Consider the following 12,817-nt stretch of genomic DNA (forward strand, 5'->3'; position numbering starts at 1 on the left):
GTCCATGTCGCCGTGGTCCATGTCGCCGTGGTCCATGTCGCCGTGGTCCATGTCGCCGTGGTCCATGTCGCCGTGGTCCATGTCGCCGTGGTCCATGTCGCCGTGGTCCATGTCGCCGTGGTCCATGCCGTCGCCGTCGCCGTCGCCGTCGCCGTCGCCGTCGCCGTCGCCGTCGCCGTCGCCGTCCATGTCCATGTCGGCGCCGTCACCGTCGCCGTGGTCCATGGGCATCTCGTCGCCGTCGCCGTCGTCCTGCGGGCCGGGGTCGTCGAAGGCGGCCGGCTCGCGGTCCTCGTCGTGCCGGTCTTCGGGTGCCGGTTCACCGTTCACGCGATCGGTGGCGCCGGTGCCGGGCGGTGCCTCCGCGGGCCGGTCGGCGGCGTCCCGGCGCTGGGCACCGTCGTCGGCGAGCTCGGCCAGGGCGGCGTCGAGCGCGGCCGCGGCAGACGCCGGGTCGGTCACCGCTGCGCGGGCGCGCGGGCCGGGCAGCTGGGTCCAGACGTGCTCGACCGCGGCCGCCAGGCGGGGGCCGGGCCGTCCGCAGACGACCAGCAGATCGGCGTCCGCCGGGGAGAGGGCGAGACGCCAGCCCCGGGACCGCACCTCCCGCTCCACGGCGCAGCGGCTCGCTGCCCAGCCGGGCACCTCGGTGACGAGCACCGCGGCCCGCCGGGTGGCCAGCCGGGTGATCAGACCCATCGCAGGGCACCCTCGCGCCAGGCCCACAGCACCCCGGCCATGAGGACGCCGAGCAGCACGAACATCTCCACGATGGCCGAGGTGCCGATCTCGGCGACGACCGTCGCCCACGGGTACATGAAGAGCATCTCGACGTCGAAGGCCAGGAACAGCAGGGTCAGCGGGTAGTAGCGCGCCTCGAACCGGGACAGCGCGTGCTCGGCGGGGCGCCAGCCGGACAGGAAGGGCAGCGCCGCCACGGCGCCGGGAGCGACCGCCGTCCGGCGGTGCACCAGGTGGGCGACGAGCGCGCCGCCGACGGCGAGCCCGAGCATCAAGGCGGCGCTCAGGTAGGCGGACACCTGCACACTCCTCGACGCCGGACCGGCTGCTGACCGGCGCCGCATACCCGTGCACCCGCACGGGTAACCAGTTCGGCGTGGACCACTCGCATCCCGTCGACCCCGACCGCGTGGCCGCAGCGCGGGCGCGCGTGCCCACACGGGACGAGGCCGCCGAGCTGACCGCCGTGCTCAGCCTGCTCGCCGACCCCACCCGCGCCCGGGTGCTCTACGCGCTCGACCAGGTGCAGGAGCTCTGCGTCGGCGACATCGCACTCGGGCTGGACGCGACCGAGGACGCCGTCGGCTACGCGCTGCGCCTGCTGCGCACCGCCGGCTTCGTCACCACCCGGCGCGAGGGCCGGGTGGTCTACTACCGGCTGGCCGAGGGCTTCCCCGAGCCGCTGCGCGAGCACTGCCTGCGGAGCCTGGTCGAACTGCCCCGCACGCAGGACGCCGACCAGGAATGACGGCACACCGGCCGGACCAGCGGATTGAGAGCTCGTGACGATCCGGCGACGCAGGCCGTGTCCGGGTGCGGACCAGGCGCCCAGCAGGGCAGATTGCCTGATCACGAGGCAGGAGCCGGTCTCCTGCCCACTGCCCACGGGGGTGTCCCATGGCCGAACTCGTCCTCGCCGCGCCCAGCCAGCGCCGAGCCCACCGGAGCGCACTCGCCCGGATGTCCTGCTGCCCCGCCTGCGCCGCACCGGAGGTCGACGACCACCCGGGCGACTTCGACCCCGGGTCCTGGGTCGCCGCCCTGGTCTGCGGTGCCTGCGGGCACGAGTGGTCGGTGGCCTGCTGACCTGACCGCCACTCGGCTGAGGCCGGAGGTGCGACCGGCCCGATCGCGGGTAGCGGGCTGACCATGTGGTTCGACAGCTGGTCCGACCTGGGGCGCGTCCTCGCCGTCGGGACCTCCGCCTATGTGACCGTCATCGTCGTCCTCCGGCTCTCCGGCAAACGGACACTGGCCAAGCTCAACGCCTTCGACCTGGTGGTCACGGTTGCGCTGGGTTCGGTGCTCGCCACGATCCTGCTCAGCTCGGACGTCGCCTGGGCCGAGGGCGCGGTCGCGCTGGGGCTGCTCGCCGGCCTGCAGCTCATCGTCGCCTGGGTGACCAGCCGGCGACCACAGCTGCGGGACGCCGTCACCGCCCACCCGACGCTGCTGCTCTATCGGGGCGAGATCCGGCCGGATGCGCTGCGCGAGCAGCGGATGGGCGAGGCCGAGGTCCGCCAGGCGGTGCGGGCCAGCGGCCAGGGCGACCTGGCGAAGGTGGCGGCCGCCGTCCTGGAGAGCGACGGCACGGTGAGCGTGATCCCCGAGTCGGCCCTGGGCGACGGGTCGGCCCTGGCCGACGTGCCGGGCACCGCCCCCGCCCGGCACTGATCGGCGTGGACTCGCTGGCGGTCTTCGGGCTGCTGCTGCTCGGCGTCGTCGTCCTCACCCCGGTCGCCGACCGGATCGGCGTGCCGCAGCCGGTGCTGCTGACGATCTACGGCCTCGTCCTGGGCGTCGTCCCCTTCGTGCCCGCCCCGGACCTGCCGCCGGAGCTGATCCTCCCGATCGTGCTGCCGCCGCTGCTGTTCGCCACCACCCAGTCGACCTCGCTGCGGGAGCTGCGCTCGGCGGCCCGCCCGATCCTCGGCCTCGCGGTCGGGCTGACCCTGGTCACCGCCGCGGTGGTCGCGGTGGTCGGGCACGCCCTGGGGCTGCCCTGGGCGGTGGCCATCGTGCTCGGCGGGATCGTCGCGCCGCCGGACCCGGTCGCGGCCAGCGCGGTGGCCAGCCGGCTGAAGCTGCCCCCGCGGCTGGTCACGATCCTGGAGGGCGAGGGGCTCTTCAACGACGCCACCGCCCTGGTGGTCTACCAGCTGGCGGTGACCGCCGTGGTCGCCGGTGGCGTGACCGTCACGCAGGTCGGCGTCGGCTTCCTGGTCGCGGTGCTCGGCGGTACCGCGCTCGGCCTGGCCGCCGGCTGGCTGGCGCGCAAGGCGCTCGGACTGCTGCACGACGCCGCCACCGAGACCACGGTGACCCTCGCGGTGCCCTTCGGCGTCTACCTGCTGGCCGAGGAGATCGGCGCCTCCGGCGTGCTCGCCGTCCTCGCGGCCGGGCTGTACCTGCGCACCGTCGCCACCAGCGAGGTCACCTCCGCCGGGTGGCTGCTGGGCCGGTCGGTCTGGCAGTACGTCGAGTTCGCCGTCAGCGGTCTGCTCTTCGCCTTCCTCGGCTTGGAGCTGACCACCGTCTTCGGCAGCACCGAGGTGCTCGGCGACACCCGTGCGCTGCTCGTGGGTGCGGCGGTGATCGGGGTGCTCGTCGTCGTCCGGGCGGCCGCCATGTTCGCCGCCTCCGCCCGCGCCGGCCGGCGGGCGCGGCGCACCGAGTCGGCGACGCCGTACGGCTGGCGGGAGTCCGCCGTCGCCTCCTGGGCGGGGATGCGCGGGGTGGTCACGGTCGCCCTCGCGCTGGCCCTGCCGGCCACCGTCGACGACGGTGGCCCCTTCCCGGCGCGGGAGGAGGTCGTGCTGGTGTCGCTGATGGTCGTGGTCGTGACGCTCGTGCTGCAGGGGCTCACCCTGGCCCCGCTCATCCGCCGGCTGGGCGTGGCCAGCGACGCCGACGTGCAGCTGGACGTGCGCCGGTTGCAGCGCCGGGTCACCGAGGCGGCGCTGGAGCAGGTGCGGGCGGCCGACGACGTCCCCGCCGAGGTGCGCGACGCCGTCCTGCAGCAGTACGAGGGACGGCTCAGCTACCGGCGGTCGATCGAGGGGCTGATCGACGGCGAGCCCCGGGACGAGCGCGCCGGGCAGCAGCTGCGCGACCTGCTCGGCCGCGCCAGCGAGGCCGAGCGGGAGGCGGTGCTCGAGGCGCGCCGGCAGGGCGAGGTGAGCCCGGCCGCCGCCGACGACGTGCTGTTCGACGTGGAGGCGCGGGCGCTGCGCTACGAGTCGTGACCACGCCGGAGAAGCCGCTGCCCGACGTGGTGGCCCCCGACCTGGACGTGCTGTTCTGCGGCATCAACCCCTCGCTGCGCTCGGCGGAGGTGTCGCACCACTTCGCCCGGCCGGGCAACCGGTTCTGGCCTGCCCTGCACCGGGCCGGGCTCACCCCCCGGCTGCTGACCCCCGCCGAGGACCGGGAGCTGCTGCAGTACGGCCTGGGGGTCACCAACGTGGCCGCCCGGCCGACCCGCACCGCCGCCGAGCTCTCCCCGGAGGAGTTGCGGGAGGGCGCCGAGCAGCTCGCCGCGCTGGTGGAGCAGTACCGGCCGCGGGTGCTCGCGGTGCTGGGCGTGAGCGCCTGGCGGGTGGCCTTCGACCGGCCGAGGGCGCGGCTGGGCCCGCAGCCGGAGCGGGTCGGTGGTGCACTCACCTGGGTGGCGCCCAACCCCAGCGGGCTCAACGCCCACCACCAGCTGCCCGACCTCGCCCGGCGCTACGGCGAGCTCCGCGAGGCCGCGCGCGCGGGCCCGGGCTGAGCGGCCGACGGCACCGGCTGGGAGGCTGCCCGCATGGCGGCAGGGGAGCGGGAGCCACAGCTGGCCGGCCGGCTGCGCGGGTTCGGGACGACGATCTTCGCCGAGATGAGCGCCCTGGCCGTGGCCACCGGGGCGATCAACCTCGGCCAGGGGTTCCCCGACGAGCCGGGCCCGCCGGAGGTGCTCGACGTCGCCCGCGCCTCGATCGGCACCGGCCTCGACCAGTACCCGCCGGGTCCGGGGCTCCCCGTGCTGCGGCAGGCGGTCGCCGAGCACCAGCAGCGGTTCTCCGGGCTGACCTACGACCCGGACACCGAGGTGCTGGTCACCGCCGGGGCCACCGAGGCGCTCACCGCCGCGCTGCTGGCGCTGGTCGAGCCCGGCGACGAGGTCGTCGTCCTCGAGCCGATGTACGACAGCTACGCCGCCGCGGTCGCGATGGCCGGGGGAGTGCTGCGCCCCGTGCCGCTGCGCGCCGTGTCCCTGGACGGGCAGCCCGATGGCACCGGCCACTGGACGTTCGACGAGGCCGAGCTTCGCGCGGCGGTCACCCCGCGCGCCCGGTTGCTGCTGCTCAACACCCCGCACAACCCCACCGGCACGGTGCTCTCCCCGGCGGAGCTCGCCGTGCTCGCCGATGTCGCCACCGCGGCGGACCTGCTGGTGCTCACCGACGAGGTGTACGAGCACCTGGTGTTCGACGGCGCCGAGCACGTCTCCCCGGCCACCCTGCCGGGCATGCGCGACCGCACCCTGGTGGTGAGCAGCGGCGGCAAGACCTTCCGCACCACCGGCTGGAAGGTCGGCTGGGTGTGCGGGCCGGCGGAGCTGGTCGCCGCCGTCCGCACCGCCAAGCAGTACCTGACCTTCGTCAACGCCGGGCCGCTCCAGCCGGCCATCGCCGCCGGGCTGCGGCTGCCCGACGAGTACTTCACCGGCGCCGCCGCCGACCTGCAGCGCAAGCGCGACCTGCTGGTCGGCGGACTGGTGGCCGCGGGGTTGCCGGTGGTCAGCCCCGAGGCCACCTACTTCGCCACCGTCGACGTCCGCCCGGTGCAGCCCGACGGCGACGGCCTGGCGTTCTGCCGGTCGCTGCCCGCGCGCGCCGGCGTGGTCGCGGTGCCGAGTGTGGTGTTCTACGACCCGGCGGACGCGCACCTGGGTCGGCACCTGGTGCGGTTCGCCTTCTGCAAGCGGGACGACGTGCTCGTCGAGGCGTCGGCACGACTGGGGAGGCTGCGATGAGGATCGCCGCGGTGCAGCACGACATCGTCTGGGAGGACCGAGACGACAACTTCGCCCGGCTCGCCCCCCAGGTGTCGCGCGCGGTCGGTGCCGGCGCGGAGCTGGTCCTGCTCACCGAGACCTTCTCCACCGGCTTCTCGATGACCCCGGGCATCGGTGAGCCCGTGGGCGGACCGTCGGCGCAGTTCCTCGCCGCCCAGGCCGCCGAACACGGCGTGTGGGTCGCCGGCACCTGCCCGGAGGTGGACGCCGACGGGGAGCTGCCGTTCAACACCTTCGTCCTCGCCGGGCCGGACGGCGTCACACACCGGTACCGCAAGCTCCACCCGTTCGCGACCGAGCGGGAGCGGTTCCGCTCGGGCACCGGGCCGGTCACCGTGCAGGTCGGCGGGCTGCGGGTCACCCCGTTCATCTGCTACGACCTGCGGTTCGCGAACGTCTTCTGGGACGCCGCCCCGGTCACCGACGTCTACCTGGTGCCGGCCAACTGGCCCGCCGCCCGGCGGCACCACTGGCAGACCCTGCTGCAGGCGCGGGCCATCGAGAACCAGGCCTACGTGGTCGGCTGCAACCGGGTCGGCACGGCCGGCGACGGCGTCGAGCACGCAGGCGACAGCCGGATCGTCAGCCCCAGCGGGGAGCTGCTGGCCACCGCGGCCGGCGTGGAGACGATCGTCCTGGCCGACGTCGACGCCGCCGAGGTCACCGGCACCCGCGAGCGGTTCCCCTTCCTCGCCGATCGGCGCGCCTGACCCGGCTCGGTCCGACCGGTCCAGCTCGACCGGTTGCGCAGGAACGCGACCGTGCGGTCGATCCGCCGTTTCCGATGTGCCCGGCTCCGGGAAGGGGAGAGCGACGCATCAGCTGAGAAGGGAACTCCACCCATGCGAGGAGCCGTCCTGCACGCCCCCGGCGACGTGCGCATCGAGCAGCTCGACGACCCGCGGGTCGTCGAGCCGACCGACGCCGTCGTCCGGGCCTCCGCCACCTGCGTGTGCGGCTCGGACCTGTGGCCCTACCGCGGCATCAACGAGGTGACCGAGCCGTCGCCGATCGGTCACGAGTACTGCGGGATCGTCGAGGAGGTCGGCGCCGACGTCACCACCGTCCGGCCGGGCCAGTTCGTCATCGTGCCGTTCATCGCCTCCGACGGCACCTGTCCGTCCTGCCGGTCCGGCTACCAGAGCGCCTGCGCGCACCGGGCGGGCATCACCGGCGCCCAGGCCGAGCTGCTCCGGGTGCCGCACGCGGACGGCACCCTGGTCGCCACCCCGGAGGTCCCGGCGCCGGAGCTGCTGCCCAGCCTGCTCACCCTCTCCGACGTCATGGCCACCGGCTGGTTCGCCGCGGTGGCGGCCGGGGTGCAGCCGGGCATGACCGTCGCCGTCGTCGGGGACGGCGCGGTGGGCCTGCTCGGCGTGCTGTCGGCGCGCCGGCTGGGCGCCGAGCGGATCATCGCGATGAGCCGGCACGCGCCCCGGCAGCAGCTCGCGACGGAGTTCGGTGCCACCGACGTCGTCACCGAGCGCGGCGACGAGGGGGTGGCGCGGATCCGGGACCTGACCGACGGGGTGGGCGCCGACGCGGTGCTGGAGTGCGTGGGCACCGGGGAGTCGATGGACCAGGCGATCCGTTCCACCCGCCCCGGCGGTGGGGTCGGCTTCGTCGGCGTCCCGCACGGTGTGGAGATCACCGGGCGCCAGCTGTTCTCCACGATGGTGCGGCTGCACGGCGGGCCGGCGCCGGTGCGCCGCTTCCTGCCCGACCTGATCGACCTGGTCTGGCGCGGGGAGATCGACCCCGGCCGGGTGTTCGACCTGACCCTGCCGCTGGACCAGGCAGCCGAGGGCTACCGCGCGATGGACGAGCGTCGTGCGGTCAAGGCGTTCCTGACGCCGTGACCCGCAGACGGCCCGGGGCCACCGTCCCGGGCCGTCCGCCCGTCGCCGCCTCGGCCCGGGGGCCTCAGAAGGTGACCGGGAGCTCCTCGACGCCGTGCACGAAGGACAGCTGCCGCCAGGGCAGCTGCTCCTCCGGAACGGCGAGCGCCAGGTTCGGGAAGCGGCGGAACAGCGCCGGGAAGACGATCCGCAGCTCCATCCGGGCCAGCTCCGCCCCGACGCAGCGGTGCACCCCGTGCCCGAACGCCAGGTGTCCGCCCGTGGTGGACCGCGCCGGGTCGAACCGGTCGGCCTCCGCGCCGGCCCACGCGGGGTCGCGGTCGGCCCCGCTGAGCGAGACGGCGACGGCGTCGCCCTGCCGGACCGGGCACCCGGACACCTCCAGGTCCCGGGTGGCGAACCGCGGGAACGCCACCTGGACCACCGACAGGTAGCGCAGCAGCTCATCGACCAGCCGGTCGACGTCCGCCGGTGACCCGTCCCGGACGACGGCCGCGTGCGCGGGGTCGCGCAGCAGCACGGCGGTGCCCAGGGAGATGGAGCTGGCCGTGGTCTCGTACCCGCCGGTGACGATCCCGTCGACCAGGCCGGCGAGCTCGTCGTCGGAGATGGCGTCGCCCTCGGCCTGGAGGATCCGACCGATCAGGCCGCTGCCCGGCGCGGTGCGCTGGCGGGCGACCACGTCGAGGAGGATCCGCTTCTGCTCCGACACCGCGCCGAGCGCCGCCGACATGCCCCCGGTCGCGTCGAACCGCTGGGTGCCCAGCCGGAGGAAGGCCTCGTGGTCGGCGTCGTCCAGGCCGAGCAGGCCGCAGATCACGTCCATCGGGACCCGCCAGGAGACCAGCTCGGCGAGGTCGGCCGGCGATCCGGCGGCGGCCAGCTCGTCCAGCCGGCGGGCCACGATCGCCTCGACCTCCGGCTCCAGCTTCGCCAGGCGCTGCCGGGTGAACTCCGGGGCCACGAGCTTGCGCAGCCGGGTGTGCAGCGGCGCATCGGTGAAGCCGAGGCCACCGACGTCCGCGGTCGACCCGGGGCCTCTGCCGAACAGGTGGCCGATGTCGTTGCTGTAGGAGTCGCGATCGGCGAGCACGGCGCGCGCCTGCTCGTAGCCGGTCACGAGGTGGACGGCGAAGCCGAAGGGCAGGTCGAGCCGCTCCACCGGGCAGCGGGCGCGCAGCTCGGCGAGCTCCGGCACCGGGTCGGCGCCGTTCCGCAGCAGGGGCAGCTGGGCGGCCTCCGGGAGGAACGTCAGGTCGGCGACGTCCACGCCGTTCCTGCTGATCCGCCGCTGGACCAGGCGGCCCACCAGCGTCTGGACCAACGCCCGGGGTCCGCGCCGTCGCCGGCGTGCTGGAACGTCGTTCGCGGGCATGCTCGCCGTCCACCTTCTGCTCTGTGTGTGCGATGGGCCGCCCCCGACCATCCCACGGACGCGGCCGCAGGTGGTCGATCGCGCGCGGGTCGTGGTCCACTGCTCCGGTGACCACCCCGCTGCCCTGGGCCGCCGGCAGCTGGACGACCGCGCCGGCCGCCGTGACCGCCGACGGTCCAGACCTGCTCGTCACCGCCGTCGAGGGCAGCGACGCGTGGCGGCACACCGCCTACGGCTTCGTGCACGACGACGCCCACGCCCTGCTCGCCCCGCTGGACGACCCGGGCGCGGTGGAGGTGACCGTCGACGTCGACTACGGCCAGCAGTTCGACCAGGCCGGGCTGGTGCTGCGCGCCGACGCGGAGACGTGGCTCAAGACCGGTGTGGAGTTCTCCGACGGGGCGCCCCAGCTGGGCGCCGTGGTCACCCTGGGCCGCTCGGACTGGTCGGTGGCGCCGGTGCCGGAGTGGGCCGGCCGCCGGGTCACCGTGCGCGCCAGCCGGTCCGGCGACGCGGTGACCGTGCGCGCCCGGGTCGACGAGGAGCCGTTCCGGCTGGTCCGGGTGGCCGCCTTCCCAGCCGGTGTGCCGGTGACCGCTGGCCCCTACTGCTGCGCCCCGACCCGGGCGGGGCTGGTCGTCCGGTTCCGCCGGTGGGCCACCGGCCCGGCCGACGCCGCGCTGCACTGACCGACGGCGGCCCGGACCGTCGGGCTCAGACCTCGTCGTTGGGGTAGGCGACGCCGAGCTGGCGGCGGACGCCGTCGAGCAGCTCCATCGTCGCCACGGTGTCGGCGACCGGCATGGTCGGGCTCTCGGTGAGCCCGGCCTGGATGCACCGGGTGGCCTCGCGCAGCTCCCACACGTAGCCGGAGCCGATCAACGGGAACTCCTCGGTGCGCAGCGGGCCTTCGCCGGCCTGCACGTCCAGCCGGGTGGGCCGGTACACCGCGTGCTCGCCGGTGGCGCGGATCCAGCCGTCGGTGCCGCAGACCAGTGCGGTGTGCGGGGAGCGGGCCAGCAGCGAGGTGGTCAGCTGGGCCTGCGCCCCGGAGGCGTACTGCAGCGAGACCGCGGTCTGGGCGTCGACGCGCTCGGCGTTCAGCGTGCCGACGCCGGTGACCTCCGCGGGCCGGCCGAGGGTGCCCCAGGCCCACAGCAGCGGGTACACGGCCAGGTCCAGCAGCGAGCCGCCGCCGTCGGCCCGGGCCCAGATCCGTGCGGTGGGGTCGGCCGGGGCCGGGAAGCCGACCTCGGCGGCCACCCACTGCACCGTGCCGATCTCGCCGGAGGCGGCGATGGACAGCGCCCGCTGGAACGCGGGCAGGAAGCGGGTCCACACCGCCTCCATGAGGAACAGGCCGCGCTCGCGGGCCAGGTCGGCCAGTTCGCGCGCCTCGCGGGCGTTGATGGTCAGCGGCTTCTCGCACAGCACGGACTTGCCGGCGTGCAACGCGGCGCGGACCACGGTGGCGTGCTGGGCGTGCGGGGTCGCCACGTAGACCGCCTCCACCGCCGGGTCGGCCAGCAGCTGGTCCAGACCCGTGCTGCCGTCGGCGTCGGCGTACCAGGAGGCGGAGCCGAACTGCTCGGCGAACGCCCGGGCCCGCCCCGCCTCCCGGGAGCTCACCGCCTGGAGGACGGCGTCGGGCAGCAGCGCGAGGTCGGCGGTCACGGTGGCGGCGATCCGGCCGGTGGCGACCACGCCCCACCGCACCGGGCGGCCGGTGGCCTCCCGCGGGTCGGCGTCGGCGGGGAGCGCGGGAGGGTTGATGAACGGCGAGGTCACCCGGGGAACGCTAGAGCAGCCGTCGGCGCCGGGCGGGGGTCAGGCGGCTGCTGCTCCTGGTGGCCGCCGGTCTGGAGCGCTGGCTGGCGCCGGTGCTGTCGGCCGGCAGCCTGCTCCTCCGGGTGGCGGCGCGGGGGCTGCTGCTGGTGTCCGTCGACTTGCTGCTGGGGTGCGCGCTGGACACCGAGTTCGTCTTCGTCGTGAGCACGGAGGACGCCGTGGTCCCGGAGAACGCCGTCCTCTCCGCGGTCCGGGTGGCGACCGTCCCCTGGCTGTGGCTCGGCGCCGGGGTCACCGGCGTCGCGCTCGCCGTCGCGGCGCTGCGGCATGGGGCGCTGCGGCACGGGGCGCTGCCCCGGCGGCAGGGCTGGGTCGGCCTCCTGCTCGGCGGGCTCACCCTGCTGCTGGGCATCTCCCCGCTGCGTACATGGCCGGCCTGGTCGGGCCGGTGCTGACTGGTGGTGGCGATGGCCGGGTTCGCCCGCGAGGAGGGCCGGGCGGCTGTCTGGGGCCTGCCGCGCCGGCGGCCCCGGGCCCCGGTCGGCTGCGGTCCGTGCCGCCGTCCCCGGCGCCACCTGTCACAGTGGGAGGGGACCGGTGCCACCCGCTCGACCACGAGCGGGTGAGGTGCACCGGTGGATGGACCGGCCCGGAGACGGGGCCGGGGGATGTCGAGAGCAGGGAAGAGACGGATGCCCCAGGGCACGGTGAAGTGGTTCAACGCGGAGAAGGGATTCGGGTTCATCGAGTCCGACGAGGGCGGCGAGGACGTCTTCGTGCACTTCTCCGCCATCGCGGACGAGGGTGGTTTCCGCAGCCTGGACGAGGGGCAGCGGGTCGAGTTCTCCGCCAGCCCGGGCCAGCGCGGTCTGCAGGCCGACGCGGTGCAGCCGCTCGGCGGCGCACAGCGGCGCGGTCGTGAGCAGTCCGGGCGCGAGCAGTCCCGCGAGGAGTACGGCCGGCGGCCGGAGCGGGCGCCGCGCCGCAGCGGTGGCGGCGGCGGCAGCGAGGGCACCGTCCGCTGGTTCAACGCGGAGAAGGGGTTCGGGTTCATCGAGCCCGACGACGGCGGCGAGGACGTCTTCGTGCACTTCTCCGCCATCGCCGACCTCGGTGGCTACCGCAGCCTGGACGAGGGGCAGCGGGTGGCGTTCACCGCCAGCCCCGGCCAGCGCGGCATGCAGGCCGACGCGGTCGAGCCGCTGGGCCGCGGGCCGGCCCGGCCGCAGTACGACCGGCGCGATGACCGGCGCGACGACCGGCGGCGGGACGAGCGCCCCACGCGTGGCGGCGGTGGCGCCGGCTCCGAGGGCACGGTGAAGTGGTTCAACGCCGAGAAGGGGTTCGGGTTCATCGAGCCCGACGACGGCGGGCAGGACGTCTTCGTGCACTTCTCCGCGATCGCCGACGACGGCGGCTACCGCAGCCTGGACGAGGGGCAGCGGGTGGCGTTCACCGCCAGCCCCGGCGACCGTGGCCCGCAGGCCGACTCGGTCGAGCCGCTCGGCGGCGGCCGGCCGCAGCGCGGCGGCCGGGACTCCTACGGCGGGGACTCCTACGGTCGGGACTCCCGCGGTCGGGACTCCTACGGCCGGGACGACCGGTACCGCGACGAGCGGCCGCGCGAGCCCCGGCCGGCCCGCCGCGGCGGCGGAGATGGCAGCCAGGGCACGGTGAAGTGGTTCAACGCCGAGAAGGGGTTCGGGTTCATCGAGCCCGACGACGGCGGCGAGGACGTCTTCGTGCACTTCTCCGCCATCGCCGACCAGGGTGGGTACCGCAGCCTGGACGAGGGCCAGCGCGTGGAGTTCTCCGCCCGCCCGGGTGACCGCGGCCTGCAGGCGGACGACGTCCAGCCGCTGTGACACCGCCGTGGGGGGGGGGGGGGGGGGGGGGGGGGGGGGGGGGGGGGGGGGGGGGGGGGGGGGGGGGGGGGGGGGGGGGGGCGGGGGGCGGGGGGGGGGGCGGGGGGGGGGGGGGCGGGGGGGTGGGTTGGGG

Annotated in this window: 14 protein-coding genes and 1 pseudogene; 11 read left to right on the plus strand and 4 right to left on the minus strand. The window is 75.6% G+C overall.

What is annotated here, in order from left to right:
- Positions 1-699: pseudogene (locus ACI79Y_RS19230) on the minus strand (hypothetical protein); the annotation flags it as partial.
- Complete coding sequence (locus ACI79Y_RS19235) at positions 690-1,040, minus strand: NADH-quinone oxidoreductase subunit A (protein WP_457160034.1); 351 nt, start codon at positions 1,038-1,040, stop codon at positions 690-692. The pseudogene ACI79Y_RS19230 and the gene ACI79Y_RS19235, both read right to left, overlap by 10 nt.
- A 131-nt stretch (positions 1,041-1,171) precedes the next feature.
- Between ACI79Y_RS19235 and ACI79Y_RS19240 the strand changes: the two genes are divergently transcribed.
- From ACI79Y_RS19240 to ACI79Y_RS19275, 8 genes are all read left to right on the plus strand, one after another.
- The gene (locus ACI79Y_RS19240; RefSeq protein ID WP_457160035.1) at positions 1,172-1,489 is read left to right on the plus strand and encodes an ArsR/SmtB family transcription factor; all 318 of its coding nucleotides are present in this window, start codon (positions 1,172-1,174) and stop codon (positions 1,487-1,489) included.
- Between the two features lie 149 nt (positions 1,490-1,638).
- Positions 1,639-1,827 carry a hypothetical protein gene (locus tag ACI79Y_RS19245; protein ID WP_457160036.1) on the plus strand — a complete coding sequence of 63 codons (189 nt, stop codon included), beginning with the start codon at positions 1,639-1,641 and terminating at the stop codon, positions 1,825-1,827.
- A 63-nt stretch (positions 1,828-1,890) separates the two neighbouring features.
- Positions 1,891-2,415 carry a DUF421 domain-containing protein gene (locus tag ACI79Y_RS19250; protein ID WP_457160037.1) on the plus strand — a complete coding sequence of 175 codons (525 nt, stop codon included), beginning with the start codon at positions 1,891-1,893 and terminating at the stop codon, positions 2,413-2,415.
- 5 nt (positions 2,416-2,420) lie between these two features.
- On the plus strand, positions 2,421-3,986 hold the full coding sequence (locus ACI79Y_RS19255) for a Na+/H+ antiporter (protein ID WP_457160038.1): 1,566 nt from the start codon (positions 2,421-2,423) through the stop codon (positions 3,984-3,986).
- Complete coding sequence (gene mug / locus ACI79Y_RS19260; RefSeq protein ID WP_457160039.1) at positions 3,983-4,510, plus strand: G/U mismatch-specific DNA glycosylase; 528 nt, start codon at positions 3,983-3,985, stop codon at positions 4,508-4,510. Before ACI79Y_RS19255 ends, mug begins: the two co-directional genes overlap by 4 nt.
- 33 nt (positions 4,511-4,543) lie before the next feature.
- Positions 4,544-5,755: a pyridoxal phosphate-dependent aminotransferase gene (locus tag ACI79Y_RS19265; RefSeq protein WP_457160040.1), complete on the plus strand. Its 1,212-nt coding sequence runs from the start codon at positions 4,544-4,546 to the stop codon at positions 5,753-5,755.
- Entirely contained in the window at positions 5,752-6,507 is a 756-nt protein-coding gene (locus ACI79Y_RS19270) for a nitrilase-related carbon-nitrogen hydrolase (RefSeq protein ID WP_457160041.1), read from the plus strand. Before ACI79Y_RS19265 ends, ACI79Y_RS19270 begins: the two co-directional genes overlap by 4 nt.
- Positions 6,508-6,639: 132 nt before the next feature.
- Positions 6,640-7,656, plus strand: coding sequence for a zinc-dependent alcohol dehydrogenase family protein (locus ACI79Y_RS19275; protein ID WP_457160042.1), 1,017 nt, complete (start codon positions 6,640-6,642; stop codon positions 7,654-7,656).
- Positions 7,657-7,720: 64 nt separating this feature from the next.
- Here ACI79Y_RS19275 and ACI79Y_RS19280 read toward each other — a convergent pair whose 3' ends face one another.
- Positions 7,721-9,031 (minus strand): cytochrome P450, encoded by a 1,311-nt coding sequence (locus tag ACI79Y_RS19280; protein WP_457160043.1) that lies wholly within the window; start codon positions 9,029-9,031, stop codon positions 7,721-7,723.
- 107 nt (positions 9,032-9,138) lie between these two features.
- Here ACI79Y_RS19280 and ACI79Y_RS19285 point away from each other — a divergent pair, with 107 nt between their 5' ends.
- Positions 9,139-9,720, plus strand: coding sequence for a DUF1349 domain-containing protein (locus ACI79Y_RS19285; protein ID WP_457160044.1), 582 nt, complete (start codon positions 9,139-9,141; stop codon positions 9,718-9,720).
- Positions 9,721-9,745: 25 nt separating this feature from the next.
- On the opposite strand, the gene ACI79Y_RS19290 is transcribed toward ACI79Y_RS19285, so the two are convergent.
- On the minus strand, positions 9,746-10,819 hold the full coding sequence (locus ACI79Y_RS19290) for a Gfo/Idh/MocA family protein (RefSeq protein WP_457160045.1): 1,074 nt from the start codon (positions 10,817-10,819) through the stop codon (positions 9,746-9,748).
- 59 nt (positions 10,820-10,878) lie between these two features.
- On the opposite strand from ACI79Y_RS19290, the gene ACI79Y_RS19295 reads away from it, so the two are divergent.
- Both ACI79Y_RS19295 and ACI79Y_RS19300 read left to right on the plus strand, forming a co-directional pair.
- A complete protein-coding gene (locus tag ACI79Y_RS19295; RefSeq protein ID WP_457160046.1) occupies positions 10,879-11,274 on the plus strand; it encodes a hypothetical protein in 396 nt (131 codons plus the stop codon).
- Positions 11,275-11,511: 237 nt separating this feature from the next.
- A complete protein-coding gene (locus tag ACI79Y_RS19300) occupies positions 11,512-12,684 on the plus strand; it encodes a cold-shock protein (protein ID WP_457160047.1) in 1,173 nt (390 codons plus the stop codon).
- Positions 12,685-12,817: the final 133 nt, after the last annotated feature.

The sequence above is a fragment of the Modestobacter sp. SYSU DS0875 genome (assembly GCF_054050915.1).

What these genes read in the sequence shown, in the direction of transcription:
- ACI79Y_RS19245 (WP_457160036.1), top strand. Translation starts at nt 1,639, where the DNA reads ATGGCCGAACTCGTCCTCGCCGCGCCCAGCCAGCGCCGAGCCCACCGG.
- ACI79Y_RS19250 (WP_457160037.1), top strand. Translation starts at nt 1,891, where the DNA reads ATGTGGTTCGACAGCTGGTCCGACCTGGGGCGCGTCCTCGCCGTCGGG.
- ACI79Y_RS19265 (WP_457160040.1), top strand. Translation starts at nt 4,544, where the DNA reads ATGGCGGCAGGGGAGCGGGAGCCACAGCTGGCCGGCCGGCTGCGCGGG.
- ACI79Y_RS19270 (WP_457160041.1), top strand. Translation starts at nt 5,752, where the DNA reads ATGAGGATCGCCGCGGTGCAGCACGACATCGTCTGGGAGGACCGAGAC.
- ACI79Y_RS19275 (WP_457160042.1), top strand. Translation starts at nt 6,640, where the DNA reads ATGCGAGGAGCCGTCCTGCACGCCCCCGGCGACGTGCGCATCGAGCAG.
- ACI79Y_RS19280 (WP_457160043.1), bottom strand. Translation starts at nt 9,031, where the DNA reads ATGCCCGCGAACGACGTTCCAGCACGCCGGCGACGGCGCGGACCCCGG.
- ACI79Y_RS19300 (WP_457160047.1), top strand. Translation starts at nt 11,512, where the DNA reads ATGCCCCAGGGCACGGTGAAGTGGTTCAACGCGGAGAAGGGATTCGGG.